The 22,304-nt window shown below is 41.6% G+C and carries 19 protein-coding genes; 14 read left to right on the top strand and 5 right to left on the bottom strand.

The genetic code is table 11. The features are described 5' to 3' along the window. The first annotated feature begins 21 nt into the window (after positions 1-21). Together UP17_RS22780 and UP17_RS22775 are read left to right on the top strand one after the other, a co-directional pair. Positions 22-1,368, top strand: coding sequence for a glucose-6-phosphate isomerase (locus UP17_RS22780; RefSeq protein WP_061465418.1), 1,347 nt, complete (start codon positions 22-24; stop codon positions 1,366-1,368). A gap of 433 nt (positions 1,369-1,801) precedes the next feature. Then, the gene (locus tag UP17_RS22775) at positions 1,802-2,206 is read left to right on the top strand and encodes a YugN-like family protein (protein ID WP_061465417.1); all 405 of its coding nucleotides are present in this window, start codon (positions 1,802-1,804) and stop codon (positions 2,204-2,206) included. Here UP17_RS22775 and UP17_RS22770 read toward each other — a convergent pair. Both UP17_RS22770 and UP17_RS22765 read right to left on the bottom strand, forming a co-directional pair. Then, positions 2,203-3,195, bottom strand: a complete 993-nt coding sequence (locus UP17_RS22770) for a potassium channel family protein (protein WP_061465416.1) — start codon at positions 3,193-3,195, stop codon at positions 2,203-2,205. The genes UP17_RS22775 and UP17_RS22770 overlap by 4 nt on opposite strands. 271 nt (positions 3,196-3,466) lie before the next feature. Next, a complete protein-coding gene (locus UP17_RS22765) occupies positions 3,467-4,753 on the bottom strand; it encodes a glycoside hydrolase family 18 protein (RefSeq protein ID WP_061465415.1) in 1,287 nt (428 codons plus the stop codon). Between the two features lie 166 nt (positions 4,754-4,919). Here UP17_RS22765 and UP17_RS22760 point away from each other — a divergent pair, with 166 nt between their 5' ends. Beyond that, on the top strand, positions 4,920-5,129 hold the full coding sequence (locus UP17_RS22760) for an alpha/beta-type small acid-soluble spore protein (protein WP_061465414.1): 210 nt from the start codon (positions 4,920-4,922) through the stop codon (positions 5,127-5,129). Positions 5,130-5,188: 59 nt separating this feature from the next. Here UP17_RS22760 and UP17_RS22755 read toward each other — a convergent pair whose 3' ends face one another. After that, positions 5,189-5,938, bottom strand: coding sequence for a glycerophosphodiester phosphodiesterase (locus tag UP17_RS22755; protein ID WP_167556006.1), 750 nt, complete (start codon positions 5,936-5,938; stop codon positions 5,189-5,191). 146 nt (positions 5,939-6,084) lie between these two features. Here UP17_RS22755 and UP17_RS22750 point away from each other — a divergent pair, with 146 nt between their 5' ends. From UP17_RS22750 to UP17_RS22715, 7 genes are all read left to right on the top strand, one after another. Continuing rightward, positions 6,085-6,912, top strand: coding sequence for an undecaprenyl-diphosphate phosphatase (locus UP17_RS22750; RefSeq protein ID WP_061465412.1), 828 nt, complete (start codon positions 6,085-6,087; stop codon positions 6,910-6,912). Positions 6,913-7,287: 375 nt separating this feature from the next. After that, on the top strand, positions 7,288-8,610 hold the full coding sequence (locus UP17_RS22745) for an APC family permease (protein WP_061465411.1): 1,323 nt from the start codon (positions 7,288-7,290) through the stop codon (positions 8,608-8,610). Between the two features lie 148 nt (positions 8,611-8,758). Next, positions 8,759-9,952, top strand: a complete 1,194-nt coding sequence (locus UP17_RS22740; protein WP_061465410.1) for an MFS transporter — start codon at positions 8,759-8,761, stop codon at positions 9,950-9,952. Positions 9,953-10,051: 99 nt separating this feature from the next. Next, the gene (locus UP17_RS22735) at positions 10,052-10,381 is read left to right on the top strand and encodes a hypothetical protein (RefSeq protein WP_061465409.1); all 330 of its coding nucleotides are present in this window, start codon (positions 10,052-10,054) and stop codon (positions 10,379-10,381) included. Between the two features lie 380 nt (positions 10,382-10,761). Further along, complete coding sequence (locus tag UP17_RS22730) at positions 10,762-11,625, top strand: STAS domain-containing protein (RefSeq protein WP_061465408.1); 864 nt, start codon at positions 10,762-10,764, stop codon at positions 11,623-11,625. Between the two features lie 263 nt (positions 11,626-11,888). Beyond that, positions 11,889-12,326 (top strand): hypothetical protein, encoded by a 438-nt coding sequence (locus UP17_RS22720; protein WP_061465406.1) that lies wholly within the window; start codon positions 11,889-11,891, stop codon positions 12,324-12,326. Between the two features lie 247 nt (positions 12,327-12,573). Beyond that, on the top strand, positions 12,574-14,943 hold the full coding sequence (locus UP17_RS22715; RefSeq protein WP_061465405.1) for a penicillin acylase family protein: 2,370 nt from the start codon (positions 12,574-12,576) through the stop codon (positions 14,941-14,943). A 52-nt stretch (positions 14,944-14,995) separates the two neighbouring features. Here the strand turns inward: UP17_RS22715 and UP17_RS22710 are convergent, their stop codons facing one another. Next, on the bottom strand, positions 14,996-15,214 hold the full coding sequence (locus UP17_RS22710; protein ID WP_089361833.1) for a hypothetical protein: 219 nt from the start codon (positions 15,212-15,214) through the stop codon (positions 14,996-14,998). Further along, positions 15,207-15,830: a sigma-70 family RNA polymerase sigma factor gene (locus tag UP17_RS22705; RefSeq protein WP_061465403.1), complete on the bottom strand. Its 624-nt coding sequence runs from the start codon at positions 15,828-15,830 to the stop codon at positions 15,207-15,209. The genes UP17_RS22710 and UP17_RS22705 overlap by 8 nt, the downstream gene beginning before the upstream one ends. A gap of 156 nt (positions 15,831-15,986) precedes the next feature. Between UP17_RS22705 and UP17_RS27100 the strand changes: the two genes are divergently transcribed. The 4 genes from UP17_RS27100 to UP17_RS22690 all read left to right on the top strand — a co-directional run bounded on the left by UP17_RS27100 (position 15,987) and on the right by UP17_RS22690 (position 22,052). Continuing rightward, positions 15,987-16,148 (top strand): YvrJ family protein, encoded by a 162-nt coding sequence (locus UP17_RS27100; protein WP_081092540.1) that lies wholly within the window; start codon positions 15,987-15,989, stop codon positions 16,146-16,148. Positions 16,149-16,540: 392 nt separating this feature from the next. Next, a complete protein-coding gene (locus UP17_RS22700) occupies positions 16,541-17,377 on the top strand; it encodes a GNAT family N-acetyltransferase (RefSeq protein ID WP_250211721.1) in 837 nt (278 codons plus the stop codon). Between the two features lie 38 nt (positions 17,378-17,415). Further along, the gene (locus UP17_RS22695; protein WP_061465402.1) at positions 17,416-17,874 is read left to right on the top strand and encodes a DinB family protein; all 459 of its coding nucleotides are present in this window, start codon (positions 17,416-17,418) and stop codon (positions 17,872-17,874) included. Between the two features lie 359 nt (positions 17,875-18,233). Then, positions 18,234-22,052, top strand: a complete 3,819-nt coding sequence (locus UP17_RS22690) for a bifunctional 2',3'-cyclic-nucleotide 2'-phosphodiesterase/3'-nucleotidase (protein WP_061465401.1) — start codon at positions 18,234-18,236, stop codon at positions 22,050-22,052. The last annotated feature ends 252 nt before the right edge of the window (positions 22,053-22,304 follow it).

Raw genomic sequence — 22,304 nt, 5'->3', positions numbered from 1 at the left:
AAAAATCAAGGAGGAATTTGAATGGCCCATATTCGTTTCGATTATTCAAAAGCCCTACCGTTTTTCGGGGAGCATGAAATTACCTATTTACAGGATGCTGTAAAAGTGGCCCACCATTCTCTGCATGAACAGACAGGGGCAGGCAATGAATATCTTGGCTGGCTTGATTTACCGGCCAATTATGATAAAGAAGAGTTCTCGAGGATCAAAAAAGCAGCGGAAAAAATAAAAAAAGATTCAGATGTGTTACTGGTTATCGGAATCGGTGGATCATACCTGGGAGCGCGCGCGGCAGTTGAAATGCTTCAACATAGTTTTTATAACATTTTGCCGACGGACAAAAGGAAAACACCGCAAATTTTATTTGTAGGTAATAATATAAGCTCTACATATATGCAAGACGTAATGGACCTGTTGGGAAACAGGGATTTCTCGATCAATGTTATCTCTAAATCCGGTACGACGACTGAACCAGCACTGGCCTTCAGGATATTCAGGAAACTGCTGGAACAAAAATATGGTGTTGAAGAAGCTAAAAGCCGAATTTACGCGACCACTGACAAAGAAAAGGGCGCATTAAAAACGGTAGCAACGGAGGAAGGTTTCCAAACTTTCGTCATTCCTGATGATGTTGGCGGACGTTACTCTGTCTTAACGGCAGTTGGGTTGCTTCCGATTGCGGTCAGCGGGGCAGATATCGATCAAATCATGGAGGGAGCCGAGCGTGCAAGGTTGGACTACAGTTCTTCCGAGCTAGCTGATAATGAGGCATACCAATATGCAGCGGTTCGAAATATCCTTTACAATAAAGGGAAAACCATTGAAATGCTGATAAACTATGAGCCTGGACTTCAATATTTCTCTGAGTGGTGGAAACAATTATTTGGAGAGAGTGAAGGAAAGGATCAAAAGGGGATTTTCCCTTCATCCGCTAACTTTTCGACTGACCTGCATTCATTAGGGCAATATGTTCAGGAAGGGCGGCGTGATCTTTTTGAAACAGTCATCAAAGTGGAAAAGGCCCGTCATGAAATTTTAATTGAAGAAGCGGACAATGACTTGGATGGCCTGAATTACCTTTCAGGTGAAACGGTGCAATTCGTAAATAATAAAGCATTTGAGGGCACTCTTTTAGCACATACGGACGGTGGCGTTCCCAACCTGATCGTAACGGTTCCTAAGCTTGATGCTTATACATTTGGCTACCTTGTATATTTCTTCGAGAAAGCTTGTGCAATGAGCGGTTACTTACTAGGTGTCAATCCATTTGATCAGCCTGGAGTGGAAGCATATAAGGTGAACATGTTTGCGCTTTTAGGCAAGCCAGGTTATGAAAAGAAAAAAGCGGAGCTAGAACAGCGCTTATAATAAAAAAAGCATGAAGCAGGAATAACATCCAGCTTCATGCTTTTTTATTGAACTCTAAAGTTAAATTAACATATTCGAATGCTTGCATTGAAAAACCGAAAAATTTGGGTTCATGTGTGCACAATTCATCAATGATGAATTCCAATTACACAGGTTCCGCAAGTTCCGGTTCTTCATGGATGAAAAGGCTTTAAGCAAAGCGGGAGGAAATCCAGCAGCTGCAACAGGAAGTGCGGCAATCTAGGTGCAGATCCAGCAATTGCGATTAAGGAAGCTCTGAAGCTGAAATAAACTTTATAAAAGAGCGTAAGGATACCTTGGGAATCAGAGAGAAAGCCATCCTGAACCGAGGGTGCAATCGAGTCATTCCAGGGGTTTTTTTAAAGGCCTTTTGGTTAAGCTAATAGAAAAATAGCGAAAGAGGTTTTTTACAATGATTAAAATTTCTTCTGAGTTGGAAGGGAAAACATTCAGTTTGTTCGACCTGGAGACGAAGTTAAAGCCGGAAGGATATGTGATAGGCGGAGGCTGGGACTATGACAACGGGTCGTTTGATTATAAAATGGATGACAGTGATGGGTACCAGTTTTTGCGTGTCCCTTTCAGGGCGGTTGATGGTTCACTCGATCAGGATGGGGTAATGGTCGAACTTTTACAACCGTTTTTGTTATCTCATAAATACGAGGACGGTGTTGACGGTGAAGGAAATATCGGAAACCTCACCGCTTCCTTCAATCAGTTTGCTGAGCCGGAAAATCCGGATGCCGAATTTCCGGAAAACTATATCTCTTATGGAAAATCGCTTGTCCATGATTTGGAAAAGCTTTTATTACATTAATCTTCAATGATGATTAGAGTGTCATCACGATGGATGATTACATCTCCGGGGGGCTTGATTAAGGTCTTGCCTCCTGAAATGATGCCGACCAATAAAATGTTTTGATCGAAAAGCTTAACGTTCAGCTGTTTGAACGTCAATTCCGCCCAGTCATCCTGGATGGGCAGCTGTTTGAGGCTCAATCCATCCAGCTCATTTTGTTCTCTGGCTTCCGTTAGGATCCCCTTCGATAAGCAATCCTGCATATATTCACTCGCGAATTTATTCGTTTCGACTATACCGTCCGCCCCAGCCCGCAAAGCATTTTCCTTTTGTTCTTGCGTCAATATTTCCACTAGACAATACAAATGCGGATTCAAGCCTTTGACGGCCAGTAACGTTAATATCGAGAACATATCCGTATGGAGCTCGTCTTGCTTGAGGTCAGCGGTGATAAGGACGCGTATGGCCTGTTTTATATTAGCTTTTTGCAAAACGGAATCCAATGTAGCTTTTCCTTGGATAAAGTGGATATTCGTTCTTGGTAGCGGGTGCTTTTGCAGTGTATCATCTATAAGGACAATAGATTGATGATGAGTTCTATTATGAATGTTTTGGATGATTCTCCTGGAACGGCCATTCCAGCCCACAATGATAATATGGCCACCGCCGCTGAATACTTTCTTTCCTGTTAGAAATTGCTGTTCATTGGAAATGGACATTTTAGCAATGTATGCAAAATAAGAGGTGATCAGGCCGGCGCCTGACAAAATGAGGGTGATCCCAATGACTTTACCAAGATTGGTCACAGGCGTGTAATCTCCGTAACCTACCGTTGACATAGTCACGATTGCCCACCAGATGCCATCGAGTAAAGTAGGGAATCTTTTCGGCTCCACAAGGTGGATCAATACCCCGAAGGAGAGTAAAAATAATGCGATGGTAGAAAGCAATCTGATGAAACGCGGAATTCTAGGAACGGTGCTAATGTATGGACCGAATCTAATCATGTTTTTCACACCCCTTAAGCTGTTCCTTTTAGTATGGTCAAAAAAGGCTTCGCTCATAAGGCAGTCAAACAAACTTTGAATCATGAATTTCGTAGATTATCTAAAAAAGTGCAACTCGGATAACAGGGAAATGATAAAAGCCTTCCAGAACGTCGGAAGGCTTTTATGGCTGAGTCACGTATCCTGAACTGGACTTCATGCTCGATGATGGATTATATGTCCGTTTGCGCTTCGGTATTCCAAAAGTTTGATAAATAGGCTCAATCTGTTCTTAGACCCTTCTGCGTACGTTGAAGTTATCACTGATGAGCAGCCAGTTTTGAGGGAAGGCTAGGCCGAGCTTCCAATAACTCATCCCCCTTAGATTCAATTCCTTGATTAAATCGAATTTTGCCTGAATGGATCTGGCATCTTCAAACCACACCTCATGCTGCCTATCCTCAATATCCGTATAATTGAAATGCGGGGCCTGTGCGGTTTCATCATACTCGATGGCAACATTATTGGCAGCTGCAATCTGGATGGCCTGCTGCGGACTTACAGCCTTGGCAGTGGATCCCTGTACAAAAGGCAGGGTCCAATCATAGCCATATAGATTTTGCCCCATCAGGATTTTGTTGGCAGGAATTTCAGTGACGGCATATTCGAGCACATCCCGAACAGATCCAATTGGCGATACAGCCATTGCCGGTCCCCCGCTATACCCCCATTCATAAGTCATGATGATAACGAAGTCGACGATTTCGCCATGTGCTTTATAGTCATGAGCCTCATACCAACGGCCTTTTTGTTCCGCACTTGTTTTGGGGGCAAGTGCCGTAGAAATGAACCATCCTTCTTTCTTGAAACGTTCCTTGGCTTTTCGGAGAAATTGATTATAAGCTTCTCTATCAGACGGCCTTAAAAACTCAAAGTCAAAGTGGATATCCCGGAATCCATATTTCTTTGCAGTTGAAACGATATTGTTCAGGAACTTATTTTGAACGGAAGTGTTCGTCAAGATGATTTGCCCGAGCTCATCGCTGAATTGGTCTTTTTCCTGATTCGTGATCACCATCATCAAGACATTTTTATTTTCCCTGGCGATGGCAGGGAATTCATTGAGCAATGGCTCTTTTAAGGAGCCGTCACGAAGCGCCTGGAAGCTGAATGGGGCCAAATAGGTTAAATAGGGCCCAGCTTCCCTTGCAGCCGTTTCAAGGGCCGGTGCAACCGTTGTACCCCTTGGCTCGACATACCCGTTGAATTCGGCGGTCCTTTTCTTACGTGCTGGAATATAGAGCCGGTATCCAACGGATAAGTTTTGATTTTCGGAAATGCCATTTATTTTTGCCAATTCTTGAAAAGGGACATCAACCTTTTGGGAAATGGAATAAAGACTATCACCGGGTTGAACGAAATAATAGCTGCCGACAATTGGAATGACAAGGGCCTGCCCAGTAACAAGATTGGTTGGGTTAGGAATCTTATTTGCTTCCACGAGCCTATCAACAGTTACGCTGTACGTCTGGGCGATGCCATATAACGTCTGGCCTGGCCTAACCACATGTATTTGCAAATCTTTTCCCTCCTACTGAAAGTTTCCTAACAGTTTATGAACAGAAAAAGAAATTAATGATAAAGAGCTTTAGATTGAAGGAATCGTAAAGAAAAATAATTCAATAAATTGGCAATAATAATTTAAGCTAAAAATGCTAATTAATATTAGTAGGAGGTGAAAACACATGGCAAACAACAATAACAGCAATCAACTAGTAGTAGCTGGTGCAGAGCAAGCCCTAGAACAAATGAAGAATGAAATCGCTAGTGAATTTGGTGTAAACTTAGGTGCAGACACTACTTCTCGCGCTAACGGATCTGTTGGTGGGGAAATCACAAAACGTTTAGTTCAAATGGCTGAACAACAATTAGGCGGATCAAACTTTTCTCGTTAATAACTGAATAAATATGGATTTGAAAGAGAAGGGGCATCGCTCCTTCTCTTTCGCATTATTCAGCCATGTGACTGCCAAGCCTTTAAAATCTTGATTGCCTTTTCTGGGAAATCGGTCATGATAACGTCGACATCCATCTCTGCGAGCTTGACGATGTCCGTTTCATCATTGGCGACCCAAGGGCGGATTTTGTATCCAAGTTTTTTCGCTTTATCACTCATTGCTTGAGTCAGGCTATTTTTATCAGGATGAAAACCGGCTTCTTTTTTATCGCGTAAGATTTCTTCGAAGTTTTCAGGAAGCCCTTCGAACAATAATGCACGTTCAAGTTCTGGGGCAAGCATCTTCACTTTTTCAATTGATTGATGGTTGAAGGAAGATAGGATCACCCGATTTTCCATTCGGTATTGATGAATTAAATCAATGATCTTCTGTTCGATCCCTTCGTAAGCGAGTTTATCCGTTTTGATTTCGATATTCATCAATAAGGCATTATCCCTGGCCCAGTCGAAAACTTCTATTAAAAAAGGAATCCGCTCCCCAAGGAATTCCTTGGAGAATTTGCCCCCGGCATCAGCCGTCTTCAGCTCTTGTGACGAATGATCTTTTACATAACCAGTAAGGTTGGTCGTTCGATCAAGTGTTTCGTCATGGATGATGACCAATTCCCCATCAGAACTGAGGTGGACATCGAACTCGATCCCCTCGGCACCGATTTCTGCCGCCTCTTGAAATGCAGCCATGGTATTTTCAGGATGCGTCCCTTTGGACCCTCTATGGGCGAAAATCAATATGTTTTGCAAATTCATCACTTCCCCTTTAAACTTTATCTTGAACCCTATCATACATGTATCCCTAAATTGTTTCAGCAATGTTTAATAGACAATATTTTAAACAACGAGTAAAATACATATGGTATTTCCATAACAGGTGTTCGAATTATGAGGTGAAAAAAATGAATATGTGGGAAATTTTTGTTGCTGTTGTCCTTGGTCTTGTTGAAGGATTAACTGAATTTGCTCCTGTATCGTCTACAGGGCACATGATTATCGTTGATGATTTATGGTTGAAATCGAATGAACTTTTCGGTAGTGAAGTAGCCAATGTGTTCAAGGTGGTTATCCAGCTTGGTTCGATACTCGCTGTAGTCGTGCTCTTCTGGGGGCGATTCATGGACTTGCTTGGTTTAAGGAAAATGAAAGACCCATCTGCTGTGAAGGGCCAAAAGCTTAACCTCTTGCAGATCATCGTCGGATTGTTACCAGCTACTGTATTAGGTCTATTGTTCGAAGATTATATCGATGAAAATTTATTTACCATGAAGACGGTTATCGTTGGATTAATCTTGGGCGCATTTTTAATGATTGCGGCTGATAAATTCCGTCCAAAGCTGACTACAGAAACGGTTGACCAAATCACTTATAAACAAGCTTTGGGTGTAGGGTTAATTCAATGTTTGGCACTGTGGCCGGGATTCTCACGTTCAGGTTCAACGATTTCCGGTGGTGTGCTATTAGGGATGAGCTATCGGGCTGCTTCCGATTTCACGTTCATCATGGCGGTGCCGATCATGGCGGGTGCCAGTCTTTTAAAGATAGTTAAGTATTGGGATTACTTCACACCTGAAGTTCTGCCATTCATTATCGCAGGTTTCATAAGCGCATTCATCTTTGCGTTATTCTGTATCCGCTTTTTCTTGATTTTAATCAATAAAGTTAAATTGACTCCTTTTGCCATCTACCGGATTGTCTTGGCGGTTGTGCTTTTATTCATTATTTGGTAATACGAATTGAAGCTTGAAAGAGGAGTGGAACCACCCCGTTGATTCGGAGTGGTTTTTTTGTGTCCGAGAAAAACCCTGGTATCTCAGAATATATGCAACGAATGATATTTGCGTTTTGTGATATTTAGTTCGTTATTATTGAGTTAAATTTCTATAAAACGTTTTTTCTGAAGAGAAATATTCGGTTTTTGTTGCAGTTCCAGACATAATTAGTAAAAAAAATATTATTGTAATAAAGCTAGCTAAGAACAGTAATACCAACGTGTCCGGAATCTTATTGGACTATTCAAATTATTGAATAAGTTATTTTCATATAATTTATATGATATAATTTTAGTATAAAACAAGTACATGTGTACACCTGGGGAGGACATCATGGGGAATGACCAATTGAAAAAAACGATTGGCTTTTGGATTGGAACATCTATTGTAGTTGGTACAGTTATCGGTTCTGGTATTTTCATGAGACCTGGTGACGTGCTTGAGTTAAGTGGTAATTCAACCATGGCCTTACTAGCTTGGCTGATAGGTGGCCTGATTACCCTTGCAAGCGGATTGACGATTGCGGAAGTGAGTACTCGGATTCCTAAAACTGGGGGCTTATATGTCTATATGGAAGAAGTGTACGGAAAAGCATGGGGATTCCTATGCGGCTGGGTTCAGACATTGGTATATGGACCTGCAGTCATGGGCGCACTCAGTTTATACTTCGGGTTATTAGTCGCAGGAATATTCAATATCGCTTCAGATTATACTTTGGCAATAGGCATTCTTACGATCGTATTTATAGCAGGCATGAATCTGCTGGGGACAAAATACGGCGGTATCATCCAAACCTTATCGACCGTTGCTAAATTGATCCCCATCATTTTCATAGCGGTGTTCGGTATCGCACATGGTGATATGCCTGTATTCAATATCAGTAGTGAAAGTTCAATGAAAGTCAGTATGGCTGGTGCGATTTTGGCTACCCTCTGGGCGTATGATGGCTGGATGAATGTCGGCTTCATGGCAGGGGAAATGAAAAATCCACAGAAAACGCTGCCGCGGGCAATCATCACGGGGTTAGTCGTGGTCATGGTCGCTTACTTGGCTGTAAACCTTGCCATGCTTCATGTTTTGGGAGCAGAGGGAGTCATCGCTCATGGTACGAATGCAGCGAATGTTGCGGCAACGCATCTATTTGGTGAATTGGGCGGGAAATTGATATCAATCGGAATAGCGATTTCAATCTTCGGATGTTTGAACGGAAAGCTTCTGACCTTTCCGCGCATAACCTTGGCGATGGCGACTGATAAAATGATGCCTGGCCATAAACAAATCGGGAAAATATCGCCCAAGTTTAAAACGCCCATAAATGCTACGATATTACAAGTGATCATTGCCATCATAATGATGGTTGTAGCAGACCCTGACAAACTTACCAATATGGCCGTATTCTCTGTCTTCTGTTTTTATGGATTAGCCTTCTTCGCGGTCTTCATCTTACGCAAGAAAGATCCCGATGCAAAAACATATAAAGTACCGTTTTACCCATTCATTCCCATTGTAGCCATTGCTGGTGCAATATATATTGTTGTAAGCACATTAATCCAAACACCTTTAAATGCCCTGTACTCGGTGATCATCCTCTTTATAGGTATGCCTGTGTACTGGCTGCTTAAAAAAAGTGAGCGGGATGATAAACGTTCATATTAATGAAAAGCCCTTCACTGCATACAGTGAAGGGTTTTTTGTGAATTGCTGGAACTTACTTTTCCGTTTGGCCATAAGTGGCGAAATAGACAACTCAGGAAGTTCGTATTAACATAGGGGGGAAGTTTAATAGTGAAGGGTCTGAACAAAAGTGAATTATATCGAGCCTGCTGGCAAATCATTCAGGAAAACAATCTTGGCTTTATTTCTTGGTAGCTTTGTAACGTTTGCGGATCTGTATAGTACTCAACCGGTCATTCCGGTTTTCGCAAAGCAATTCGGGGTCTCTCCTGCAATGGCAAGTCTTACATTATCTTTCGCAACAGGAACGCTTGCCATCTGTTTATTGCTTGTTTCCTTTTTCTCAGAAAATATCGATAGGAAAAAAATAATGGGGACAGCGCTCACTCTGTCTGCGTTGTTATCCATATGCGTCAGCTTCATCCAGGATGACCTATACATCCTTATTGCAATACGGGCGATTCAAGGAGCGGTGCTTGCAGGTTTCCCGGCAATTGCGATGGCCTATATCAATGAAGAATTCGATCCGAAAAGCCTGGGCTATGTGATGGGAATCTATGTGAGTGGTTCGAGTATCGGCGGATTGGCAGGCAGGCTGATTGTCGGAGTGCTGACCGACCATTTCTCATGGAACATAGCGATTGGCAGCCTTGGGGCTTTAAGTTTGATCATCAGTCTGGCTTTTTGGTTGATGCTTCCACATTCGCAGCATGCTGTCCGTAAAAAAGTATCATTGTCGAGAATTAAAACCTCCCTTATTAATAACTTATGGAATAGCAGACTAGTACTTTTATTCGGGATGGCCTTCCTATTAATGGGCTCGTTCGTTACCGTTTATAACTTTGTGGGTATACCATTAATGGGGCCGCCATATCATTTATCACAGACATTGATCGGCTTCATTTTCATTATTTATCTAGTGGGGACATTTAGTTCTACATGGATGGGGAAGCTTGCCGATCAATATAGTCGGAGGTTTGTTCTTCTTACCGGAATCGCAATCATGCTGCTGGGGGCCCTTTTAACCTTATTGGATCCACTTTTGTTGAAGATAATCGGGCTTGCCCTGTTTACATTTGGCTTTTTTGGAGCTCATTCAATTGCGAGCACCTGGGTCGGATCGTTAGCTGATAAAAGTGAAAAGGCACAAGCATCCGCTTTATATCTCCTGTTTTACTATGCGGGGTCAAGTGTAGTAGGAGCATCAGGAGGTTTATTCCTGATGAAGTTCGGTTGGGGAGGGGTCATCTCGGCTGTATCCATCCTAATCATCCTTGCTGCCGTTTGTGTCATGATGGTTGAAAAAGTGAAAATCGTTAAATAAAATGTTCTTTTCTATCATGATTTTCCGGAATCCTGAATATAATCTAGTGAAAAATGATATTGAATAAAAGATTGATCAGAGAAGAGGGTAATAGATAGAGTGAAACGAAAAGCAGTAATTCTCATTGGGTTAATAGCCGTTTTAATTATATTATTCGTTGTATATTTAACAAGTCCGGGCAGATTGGAAAAGGTGGAGATTGTTGAAAAATACTATCCACATTTCTCCGATGGCAAGGCAGTCGGTTTTAAGACGAACGAAGTCATTGATGTGACGGAAACCGAAGAGGGATCCAATTGCGCAATGAAATTCAACAATGGGAAAACGTTGGAAATCGATTGTGACCGTTATTTAACATACAAAATCGATGAAACAGTTTATATTACCACGGAAGGAAACCATGTGAAGGAAATTCGAAGAAAAAGATAGTGGCAGGAAGAGCTGAGTTTGCTCAAAAAACAAACTCAGCTCTTTTATTTTATCCCATTTAAAAACCCAGACCATATTGGAATGGGCTTTTTCACTTTTTATCTTTGTTTTTATTTTTATCCTTTTTATTACGCCGTAGTACATCGAGGATTCTGCGGCTGTTATTTTTACTGTTTATGAGTTCGACTAAATCGCTCATGTTTTCAGATTCAAAGTCTTTTTGATCCTTTTTTATGATAATCCCTCCAAGTCATATATCATAATACCCTTATTAAGAGAAGGGTAAACGTCTATTATCATATTGGTAATAGAAGGATTTTATATCCTTTACCATTAACTATTTGATAAAATGTGATAAAAGCCCTGTGTGGGAGGTCTACATGGAAGAATTAAGAATGATCGGTGAAAAAATCGAAAAATTCAAATATATCTTAGTGGAGCATATCGAGTTGTTTGAAGAAGAGGGCCCACTCTATGATTTTGAAACCAGTAAAGAGGTAAGGTCGCAACTAATTCAAATTCATGCAGATGCCTTGATTCACGGTAAGGCACAAGCGATGGAAAGTATGAAAATAACGGGTATGGAAATAGGAAAGCGCGTCGTGGACATGGGAATCCCTTTAAATAAAAATATTGAGGAAGCTCAGCTGGTGCGTAACCTTTTCTGGAGTTTCATTGAAGAAGAAGTAAGCAACCGCTACTACTCCATTGAAATTTTGCTAAAGGCAAGCTCGATAATTGATGCAATACTGGATCAATTCATACACTGTGTGAGCATAAGTTATGTGAATCATTATAAAGAAATGGCAAAAGCGGCAAACGATTCTTTGCAGAAAATAAAAGAAAACCAGGAAGTCATGGAAGAATTGGCCACTCCGATTGTTCAGACCGTTTTAAAGGATGTGCTGCTCTTACCATTGATCGGGCGCATTGATGATTGGAGAATGGAGTCGATGCAATCGACGGTACTGCAAAAATGTGCAGACCTGCATGCGGAAGTATTGATTATGGATTTCTCCGGCATTACCTTTACGAAGGAAAGCAATATGCTCATACTGCTGGATCAATTAGTGGGGGCACTGGCGTTGATGGGAACGGAAACGATGTTTGTCGGTTTTGCCCCTGATGTGGTGAAAGAGATTGTCAAACTTGATTTGTCTAATCAGGTAAAACCTTTTCTATCGTTCAGGCAGGCACTGGAATATCTGCTTAAACAAAGAGGGCTGGCCCTTCAGCCAATATGATGGAGGTATCCTCTTCAGGGTATCTTTTTTTGTATGTCATGAAGTTTCCTAAATGCAAGAAGTTTGGCGAATGGTGGCAACCATACCAGCAGCTTTCTTCATTTTTCGTCATATGGATATATCTCCATGATATAGTGAAATGGCGTGAATACGGACATGTTGCTTTATTCATTTAGATAATGAATGGGAAAAACGTGAATACGGAAAAGCATACAAGAAAAAGAGATAGGACATGTAAAGCCCGAAAGGAAGGTGGATGAAGAGTGTTTTTCAAAAAAAATGAAGAACTTGATCCGAATGAAAAATGGTATTGTGTGGGGATCATGACGGATAATGGGTTGGAGGATGAAGAATATGATGTTTTGTCGAAACGCATCCTTGAATCAGTCCAAAATGTGTCGGTCATATCTGACTTAATAAGGGTGGAGTGGGATCGGGAAAAACTGCGAACCTTGAACGAGCGTTTTAATGCTGATGCATTTTCTGACCCATGTTATATCATTAATAAATTCATTCCAGAGGATATAAAAAGGGAAAGAAAACTTCTGGAGAAAAATCATAAATGGAAGAGGCTCTTTGGTTTCCTATCCCCGGTTGAATACATGGAAGCTGAGGCGAAGGCAGCCCATGACTTCGATAAGGCCCTTTTTTATACGGATGATCCAGATAAGGTGATTGAATACATAATTGCTAATAGCTAACATCCCCTGAACATCGATACATTGTATCGGTGTTTTTGTATTTGACAATGTTTATCGAATTTCACGGAAACAATTTGACCTTGCGCAGAAAGATCCGACCTTGAGCGGGAACAACCGTCCTTGCACCTTTCTCCCTTCCGGAAATAAACAGAGGGAATGTTAGGAAGTTGGTAGGAAAGGTGGGTGGGGACGCGGAATATCTTAAGTAGATAGTAAGAGAGTTTTAAGGGGGGAGTGAGATGAATTGATGGAAGTTGCCGTACCTCAGCAAAAACCAAAACGGAAGTGGAAAAAGCGGGTGCTATGGAGTCTTGCAATCCTGATTTTACTTTTGCTGTCTGTCTTGATTGCAGCAAATGTATTGCTTTCAAGGTCCTTGCCGGAAACAAAGGGGGAAATTTCGCTTCCAGGCCTTTTGAAACAAGTAACAGTTGTGAGGGATTCCAGCGGGGTCCCGCATATCAACGCAGCGAATGAACATGATTTATATTTAGCCCAAGGGTATATCCAAGCACAGGACCGTTTATTTCAAATGGATTTAAGCAGGCGTCAGGCGTCAGGAAGATTGAGTGAAGTGATTGGTGAGAAAACCGTCAAAAATGATAAATATTTCCGCACACTTGGGCTAAGGCGGGCAGCTGAAGCGTCTTATGCAGTATATACAAGCGACGGTAAAGAAGCCTTGGATGTGTTTGCAAAAGGGGTAAATTTATATATCGATGAATTGAAGGAGAATGGGAAATGGCCGACCGAGTTCACTTTACTTGGATACGAACCAGAACCGTGGACACCCGTCGATTCGCTCACCATCGGTAAGTATATGGCCTTTGATTTAGGCGGGAACTGGGAAGATCAGGCGTTTAGACAGTATTTGCTGCAAACCTTCCCAAATGAAAAAGCGTATGATCTATTCCCGGATTATCCAGAGGGCGCACCATATATCATCAGCAAGGAAGAACTGGATATTGAAAAAAGCTTCGCCGGGGCCATTGTTCCTAATGAATTCAACGGCAGCAACAACTGGGTCGTATCTGGCAAGAAAACGGATTCCGGGAAGCCGTTATTGGCGGATGATCCCCATCTGGGGTTAACTACACCGTCCGTTTGGTACCAAATGCATTTGGAGGCCCCGACAGTCAATGTGAGCGGTGTTATTTTTGCCGGGATTCCGGGTATCATTCTCGGTCATAACGAAAAGGTCGCTTGGGGTGTGACGAATACAGGCCCGGATGTCCAGGATCTGTATATTGAGAAGAGACACCCGGAAAACGAGAAAGAATTCGCCTTCAAAGATAAATGGGACAAAGCTCATATCTTAAACGAACCGATCAAGGTTAAGGATGGTAAGACACTTGACTATAAAGTGACGGTTACCCGTCATGGACCGGTTGTCTCCGACTTTGCCGGGAAAAGCGGAAAAGACACAGTCCTTGCATTAAGGTGGACGGCACTTGATCCATCCGCAGAGCTTGAAGCGGTACTTAATATGAATAAAGCGGAAAACTGGAAAGACTTCGAAAAGGCCCTTTTGAAATTCGAAACGCCGGCACAGAATTTCGTCTTTGCCTCAGTTGATGGGACCATTGCCTTTAAGGCGAATGGGAAAATCCCTATCCGTAAAAAAGGCGATAGTATGCTGCCTGTACCTGGCTGGACGGATGAATATGAGTGGAAAGGCTACATTCCATTTGATGAACTTCCAAAAACGGTCAATCCGGAAGAGGGATTCATTTCGACAGCGAATAATAAAGTCATCTCAGATGATTATCCTTACCATATCAGCAATAACTGGGCACAGCCGTACCGTCAGATGAGGATACAGGAGTTTTTAAAAGCGAATAAAAAGCTTACTGCAGAAGATATGCAAAGCTTGCAAATGGATCAGATGAATCTGCAGGCTAAGGAGTTTGTCCCTCAATTTATAGAGGTACTGAAAGGTCCATCGGGAATACAGGAAGACAAGGCACTAAGGATTCTGGAGAAATGGAATCATATTGATTCCGTTGATGAAGCAGCACCGATGATTTTTAATGTATGGATGAAAAAAATCGGGGAAGTTTTGCTTACAGAAGAAATACCGGAAGAAACGCTCAACCTCTTTAATGGAAGGCGTTCGGCCGTTGATGAACTACTAAGGCGGGCATTGGGCGGTAAGCCGGGTCCTTGGATTGAAGAGGCAGGCGGACTGGAGCAGGTACTCGCCAAGTCGTTACAGGAGACGTTAATGGAACTGGAAGAATCACAAGGTGACGATATAGCTGATTGGGAATGGGGAGACTATCATCAGGTAAGGTTCAACCATCCGTTACGAAGTGTCGCCCCGTTAAATTATTTATTTAACAGCGGCGGCGGATTGCCGGTCGGCGGTAGCAGTGTAACCGTACAGGCAGCGGCATTTTTAGATAACGGAACCGTTAATCATGGCGGCTCCTGGAGATTTGTCATTGACCTATCCGACATGAATAAGGGATATCACCTCGTTGGGCCTGGGCAATCAGGTAACGTAAAAAGCGAGTGGTACCACGATCAGCTTGATGATTGGGCAGAAGGTACTTATCACAAAACGGTATTGGATGATCCAAAAGGTGATAAGCTGACATTGAATCCATTATACTGATATTCAGAAAAAAAATACCAAGTCCAGCATGCATGCTGGACTTGGTACTTTTTCATTGTTTTTGCTTAGTCAGGAATTCTGCAAGGAACTCCTCAAAATTAGGGGCCTCGATTGAAACGATTTTTTCATATGACTCAATGATCTTGAGTTTAATCTCTTGTTCCAGATCATTCCGGTCTTGATAGTTGGTGTTTTTTAACGATTTTTTTATTTTAGGATTCAAAGAATCGATTAGATTCATCAATTCTTCTTTTGATAGTTTTTTATCCACAATGGCTTTTCTCCTTTCTATTATATACCTCATCCATATAGTGCTTTCGAAGTTTTTTGAGAGCTTGTTTACGAATGCTTGAGATATTCTGGGGAGATTCATGAAAATAGGCAGCTATTTCCTTGTTGGATAGGCCATAGGAAAAGATCATGGTCAGTACTAGACTTTGTTTGGCTGTTAACTTCTTCAAGGCTTTTATCATCTCTTCATCACTTATGTGTGAAGAGAGCTCATTCGTTTCCCCCATCTTTTCAAGTTGAACGTCCAAAGTGCCGATTCGATCGATCATTCCGAAAGTATCCTTTGGTGTCGCATCAAGTACCATTCGATAGCGTTCCCGCTGCTTACGTGCCCTTTTATCAAAATCAACGGAGAAAAAGTAAATCAAGGAGCACATGTATTTGTATACTTTAGCCCGGTAATAGAAAATTTTGAAGGTCTCGTTGAGATGACAAATGTTATGTGAAGAAGGGGAATCAAGAGTTTCGGTAAAAATCTTTAAATGCTCTGGGTTCTGTAAAAATACTTGAATGATCGGTTGTTCAAAGAAAGATGAGTACTGTTGTTGCAGAAACTCCAATGAATGAGAAAAAAAATGAGAAGTTAACTGGTTCATTGCTATCCCTCCTTTATTTAATAAAGTGATAGACAAGGGGAATAAATCAATTATATAGGAACATTTGTTCCTTTATCCATAAACCAATAGTGCTAGATTGATTTTTTTAAACAAGTTTCACTTTAGATATCAGATACATGAAAAGGGGTGAAGAGGATGATGATTGAGGATGCTACTGTGTGGGTGTCATTAGTTAGCGAATTTGGCTATCCATTCGTCGTTTCTATGTTTTTGCTCTTCCGCTTCGGTAAACAATTAAAAGAACTGACAACGGACGTAGAGAACTTAAAAAAGTCCGCTCATAAAACGAAACGATAACCTCAGGACGTAATGTGCTAGGTAGTAAAAACCGAATTTCGGATTCTATTCTAAAAAGGGTCCGGAATTCGGGTATAAAGAAATAGGTACTATTTCACCAATGAATCCCTCCTTTAAAGTCAAATAAAAAAATCGCAGACCATTATTTGGAATATAGCACAAAATGGGTAAAAAATAATCGTCAATTGGAATCATTTTACTACAATAATTCATCCGTCAATGGAATTAGATAGGAAATCCTCCCCTCATACGATCTTAGTTTTATGGATTAAAGTGAAAATACTTTTAAAAAAACAACATTCGTAGAAAACTTATGGAAAGTATGCGGCATCCATGTAAAAGGATGCTGCTTTTATTTTTTTTTGGTTATAAACTGATAGTATGGAAAAGGGGTGGGGATTTTGAATGATAAACAGTTAGAAGATATTCGGATTCTACAGCAGGAATGTGAGCGGGAAGATTTTACATTAAAGCTGAACTGGGAGACACTTCGCAGTCGAAATGGTGTGAATAAGAATGATTTTCTTCACTATGATGGATTAAAACTTGTTGGTTTTCTTGGTCTTTATGATTTTGGAAGTAAAGTGGAGATGTGTGGGATGGTACATCCTGAATTTCGGAGGGAAGGAATTTTTACAAAGCTGTTGGACGACGCTATAAGGAGTGCCATGGAGCGCAACTATAAGTCGATCATCTTGAACTCGCCTGCTCAATCACATTCAGGGACAGGGTTTTTGAAACAGCTGCCATGTGAGTTCGCCTTTTCTGAGTTTCAAATGAAATGGTCTGGAACGGAGCTTGATGATTATGAGGATGCAGTCGTTCGCCCATCACGGAGAGAGGATGAGGAAACGGAAATTCAGCTGGATATTCAGTGTTTCCAATTTACGGAAAAAGAGGCGAGGGATTATTATCAGCGCATCCTGCACGAGGATACCCTGAAAACCATGATGATTGAAAAGGATGGCTGTCCTGTCGGTAAAATTCGTGTTGATCAGTCAGGTAGGGAAGCATGGATTTATGGATTTTCCATTTTACCGGAATACCAGGGAAAAGGACTTGGCAGAAAGGTATTGAAAAAGGTGGTAGCTGAACAATGCCAGCTTGGATATGATATTTTTCTCGAAGTCGAGGCGACTAATGAGCATGCTTTAAGACTCTATGAATCTTGTGGATTCAAAACGATTCAAAGACAGGATTATTATCAATATAAAGGGCTGCAGCGCTAAAAGGGATATTAACGAAAAAGAGTTTTTGGGGGATAGGAATGCTGACATTATTCACTTATAACTGGCAGGTCAGAAATGAGTGGTTCAAATGGTGCCGGTCCGTATCGTGTGAGGAACTTAAACGGCAGCGCACGGGCGGGATGGGCAATATTTTGAGGACACTCGCTCATATTATCGATGTTGAATGCAGCTGGATCCGGGCCATTCAGGGGAAGCCGGATGTCGGGATTGATCTAGACGCCTATAATACAATCCAGAAAGTAGAAGATTTATCGAAGCATTATCATTCTGAGGTCATGGACTATTTGAACTCGGATTCGTTTAATGGGGAAAGTGAATTGATTCAGCCATCTTGGATGGAGGGGACTTACGAAAAGGGCAGGATATTGGACCATCTGATAGCCCACGAAATACATCATATAGGCCAGTTGTCCATCTGGTCGAGGGAAATGGGGATTAAACCTGTATCAGCCAGTTTAATAGATAGGGCTTTATAGATTTCAATATTTTTAAAACTGGTAATGAGCTTTACCAGTTTTTTTGTTTTCCAAAAGGGGATTACGGTGAAGTAGAGAGCGTCTGAGAAAGAGGGAGAAACATTGAGATTCCATACGATGTAAGCAGGCTTGCTCATGTATGGCCGAGTCTCAAAAAGCAACTTTCTTCCCAAGGATTCCATGGGATTCTGTAATGATTTTATATATATAAAGGAAAAATGATTCATGTCAGTGAATGAAAATGGTTAAATAGGACCGATTATTAAAAATTCTTAATATTAAGGTAAAACTTAACATGCTTCCGACAAAATCATGTTATATTATTCTAGCATTTTACAAAAATAGAAGGGTTGTGAAGTATGTCGTACAAGATGCATGTTAAAAGGATGCTCGCCCCGATACTTGCTGTAAGTTTGATTACTGCCCCATTTACCGTACCAGTCGGGACATCTGCCAAAGAGGCAAATAAGAAACCGGTCGCTACTAAACCATTTATCATTTCAGCTCCTGCTGTTCATTACACAAATGGCACCAAAGCGACTGTGAAGGTCACGCCGAAAAAAGGGAACAAAGGAAATGAAACCGTTGTCTTCCAGTTAATGAATGGGACGAAGGTCATTTCACAGTCAGCCGTTGAGGCGGATATTAAATCGGCCCAAAAGTTCTCTGCCTACTTCAATTCGTACAAATCGGGTTACTGGGTCAAAGTATCGGTTGTCGCCAAGTATAACGGTAATACGAGTAACTTCGGCAACAGCCTGGCAACCTCCGTTTCAGATGCGCCATTTGAACTAAGGATCATGGAAACGACAGATATACACACTAATCTAGTAAGCTATGATTATTATAAGGATGCCGTATCAGACTCCGTGGGCTTTTCTCGCACGGCATCTTTAATCAAACAGGCACGAAAAGAAGTGAAAAATAGTGTTTTAGTGGATAACGGCGACCTTATTCAAGGGACCCCCCTAGGTACGTACAAAGCGAATATAGCGCCACTGAAAAAAGGTGAAGTCCACCCCGTCTATAAAGCGATGAACTTGCTTGACTATGATGTGGCTACATTCGGCAATCATGAATTCAATTATGGTTTATCTTATTTGGACGAGGCCATCAACGATGCGAATTTCCCTTATGTCAATGCCAATGTTTATAAAAAGGATAAAGACAATAATCCAAAGAATGATAAAAACAAATATGCTCCATATAAAATCGTCACGAAGAAAGTAATGGATATCAATGGAAATGAAAAATCAGTGAAAATTGGCTACATTGGATTCGCCCCTCCGCAAATCATGGATTGGGATAAAGCGAATCTTGATGGTAAGGTCATTGCAAAAGAAATCGTCACGACTGCAAATAAATATGTACCTGAAATGAAGAAAAAGGGTGCAGATGTCATCGTGGCGCTCACACATTCCGGGTTTAATGGCGACACCAAGAATACCGAGGATGTCATCTATTCATTAAGCAAGGTGTCCGGCATAGATGCCATCACGTTCTCCCATACGCATAAAGTCTTTCCTGCACAAGATGAGGCGTCTTTAGACAGTCTATTTAAAGATAGCCAAGGAAAAATCCTTAAAGGCGTGGATAATAAAAAGGGAACCATTAATGGTGTACCAGCCGTTCAAGCAGGATATGGCGGCAGTAATCTGGGGATCATTGATCTTGATATCCAGAATATCAAGGGAAAATGGAAAGTCGTTCATTCTGATTCGTCAACACGGGCAATCAATGATAAAGAAACAGGAAAAAAAGCAGTTGAAGATGCATCTGTCGTCAAAGCTGTTAAAAAGGATCATGAAGGAACGATCAAGTATGTTAACACGCCGATAGGAACGACTACAGCTCCAATTCATAGTTATTTCGCCCTTGTGCAAGATGATCCTTCCGTACAGGTCGTGACAAGCGCACAGAAATGGTATGTAGAAAAATACATCCAAAGCAACCGCCCAGAATACAAAGACCTGCCCATTCTCTCTGTAGGAGCTCCTTTCAAAGCGGGTCGCAATGGAGTCGAAGAATTCACCGAAATCAAAGAAGGCGGACTGACCATTCGCAGCGCCGGCGATTTATATTTATACGATAATACCTTGAAGGCAATCAAGATCAAAGGATCCGTTGTTAAAGAATGGCTTGAGATGTCTGCCGGGAAATATAATAAAATTGATCCTGCCAAGTCTGAGGAACAGGAATTGCTTAATGGAAAGTTTGCCGTCTATAATTTTGATGTGATTGACGGCGTTACGTATCAAATCGATGTCACTAAGGCTCCGCGCTATGATGAGAAAGGGATAAAAGTTTCGGATTCAAGCAGGATTGCAGATTTGAAATATAATGGCAAGCCAGTGGACCCGAATCAAGACTTCATCGTCGTGACGAATAATTACCGTGCTTCGGGCGGAGGAAACTTCCCGGGAATCAAGGGCAGCGAATACGTAGTTGACTCTGCGGATGAAAATCGCCAGATCTTGATGGATTACATTACACAAGAGGGTGAGATCAATCCAACCGCTGATAATAACTGGTCGATTGCCCCGATTTCAGGCAAGGTGAACGTGACTTTCACCTCATCACCAAAGGGTGCTGAATATTTAAATGAAGAAAGCCCGATTTCCTATACAGGCAAAACCGATGATAAAGGATTTGGCATTTACAAATTTAATTTGGGGAAAGAGAACGTTAAAGTGCAATTGCTCGGGATCAATGATCTTCACGGCCAGCTGGATACCACTTCTGATTTTGGCGGTATCAAACAAGGACGTGCTGATTATTTAGCTGCGCACTTGAATCAGCGTAAAGCTGAAAACCCTGAAAATACACTTTTACTTTCGGCAGGGGATGCTGTTGGGGCAAGTGCTCCCGTTTCTTCATTGATCCAGGACAAACCGACGCTTCAGTTTTTGAATAATATGAAGTTCGATGTCGGAACTGTCGGGAACCATGAATTCGACAAAGGGGTAGAAACCCTGATGGCTCAAATCAATGGCGGAAAGTCGCCAACATCCGATGTGGTATTCGATAAATTGAACTTTCCATATGTTGTAGCCAATGTCGTATATAAAGACACAAAAAAACCGATTTTGGACCCTTACGTCATAAAAAAGGTCGGCGGGGTTGATATTGGGTTCATAGGTGTAGTCACGAATGCCACACCTCAAAAAGTAAGTCCGGATGGCATTAAGAATGTGGAATTCATTGAACAGGCACCTGCCGTAAATAAGGCGGTTAAAGAGTTGAAAGATAAAGGCGTCAAGTCGATTGTGGTCATCTCACATGACCCAGGCACGGAAAAGGAAGGGGTCATCACAGGCGAAGTGGCTGATCTTGCTAATGCCGTGGATGATGAAGTAGATGTGATCTTAGCCGGAGATAATCATGCAAAGGTCAACAACTATGTGGATGATAAATTGATTGTACAAGCTTACTCTTATGGAACGGCTTTTGAAGATGTGGATTTGGAAATCGATCCAAACACTAAGGATATTGTCAAAAAGTCAGCTGAAATTGTTACGGTTACACAAGAGGGCATCACACCGGATGCCGGGACGACGAAATTCATTAACGACTATTTAGACATGTTCCCCGAGTTGAAGGCCCCGCTTGGGACAACGGATGAGAAAATTTTAAGAACCAATGCCTATACACAGGAAACTGGACTTGGGAATTTAATCGCCGATTCGATGAAAGCAGATTTGAATTCCGATTTTGCTTTCATGAATCCAGGTGGAATTCGTGCTGATATTCCAAAGGGAGAAGTCACCTTTTCCGATTTAGCGAAAATCCAGCCTTTCGGTAACGTATTGGTTAAGCTGGAACTGACTGGAGCCGAAGTGAAAACGCTGCTTCAACAGCAATGGATCGTTGAAGGAGCTCCGAAGACTTTGCAAATATCTGGACTGAGCTATACAGCCGATTTCAGTAAACCTGTCACTGAGCGTGTCACTTTATTGAAGAAAGCGGATGGGACACCAATCAAGGATGCCGCAACGTACACAGTGGCTGTCAATGATTTCATGGCAAGCGGCGGTGATAACTATACCGTCCTGAAAGGAAAAGAGCGTGTGTTTGGACATGCTGATCTAGAAGCTTTCGTTAACTACGTGAAAGAAACCTTCAAAGGCGGAAAAATCACGGCAGAAATTGAAGGCAGGATTACCAATATCAATAATTAATTAGGATTTACCGGTGAGTTAAGAGAGTTTACTCGTGAAACTATAAAAGAGAGCGTTCCATAATACAAAGGGACGCTCTTTTTTCTATTAATGACATAGACGTAGCTATATAAACACCCTTTTTGTAGAAAAGTATTAAAAATTGGAAAATAGGCATGATAAAAGCGAAGACATTGAACAATTCATTCGTTAACACGATAAACTTGGACTGTTAAAAAAATGAACAATGCATGCAGCCGGATAGTGAAAAAA

This window comes from Peribacillus simplex (assembly GCF_001578185.1).
Classification (GTDB): domain Bacteria; phylum Bacillota; class Bacilli; order Bacillales; family DSM-1321; genus Peribacillus; species Peribacillus simplex_A.
Note: the sequence above shows the minus strand (reverse complement) of the source record. Positions and strands in the feature narration are given on the sequence as shown.

Excerpts from the sequence above, each read along its gene's own strand:
- UP17_RS22780 (WP_061465418.1), top strand. The coding sequence starts at position 22 with ATGGCCCATATTCGTTTCGATTATTCAAAAGCCCTACCGTTTTTCGGG.
- UP17_RS22775 (WP_061465417.1), top strand. The coding sequence starts at position 1,802 with ATGATTAAAATTTCTTCTGAGTTGGAAGGGAAAACATTCAGTTTGTTC.
- UP17_RS22770 (WP_061465416.1), bottom strand. The coding sequence starts at position 3,195 with ATGATTAGATTCGGTCCATACATTAGCACCGTTCCTAGAATTCCGCGT.
- UP17_RS22760 (WP_061465414.1), top strand. The coding sequence starts at position 4,920 with ATGGCAAACAACAATAACAGCAATCAACTAGTAGTAGCTGGTGCAGAG.
- UP17_RS22755 (WP_167556006.1), bottom strand. The coding sequence starts at position 5,938 with ATGAATTTGCAAAACATATTGATTTTCGCCCATAGAGGGTCCAAAGGG.
- UP17_RS22750 (WP_061465412.1), top strand. The coding sequence starts at position 6,085 with ATGAATATGTGGGAAATTTTTGTTGCTGTTGTCCTTGGTCTTGTTGAA.
- UP17_RS22745 (WP_061465411.1), top strand. The coding sequence starts at position 7,288 with ATGGGGAATGACCAATTGAAAAAAACGATTGGCTTTTGGATTGGAACA.
- UP17_RS22730 (WP_061465408.1), top strand. The coding sequence starts at position 10,762 with ATGGAAGAATTAAGAATGATCGGTGAAAAAATCGAAAAATTCAAATAT.
- UP17_RS22715 (WP_061465405.1), top strand. The coding sequence starts at position 12,574 with ATGGAAGTTGCCGTACCTCAGCAAAAACCAAAACGGAAGTGGAAAAAG.
- UP17_RS22705 (WP_061465403.1), bottom strand. The coding sequence starts at position 15,830 with ATGAACCAGTTAACTTCTCATTTTTTTTCTCATTCATTGGAGTTTCTG.
- UP17_RS27100 (WP_081092540.1), top strand. The coding sequence starts at position 15,987 with ATGATGATTGAGGATGCTACTGTGTGGGTGTCATTAGTTAGCGAATTT.
- UP17_RS22695 (WP_061465402.1), top strand. The coding sequence starts at position 17,416 with ATGCTGACATTATTCACTTATAACTGGCAGGTCAGAAATGAGTGGTTC.
- UP17_RS22690 (WP_061465401.1), top strand. The coding sequence starts at position 18,234 with ATGTCGTACAAGATGCATGTTAAAAGGATGCTCGCCCCGATACTTGCT.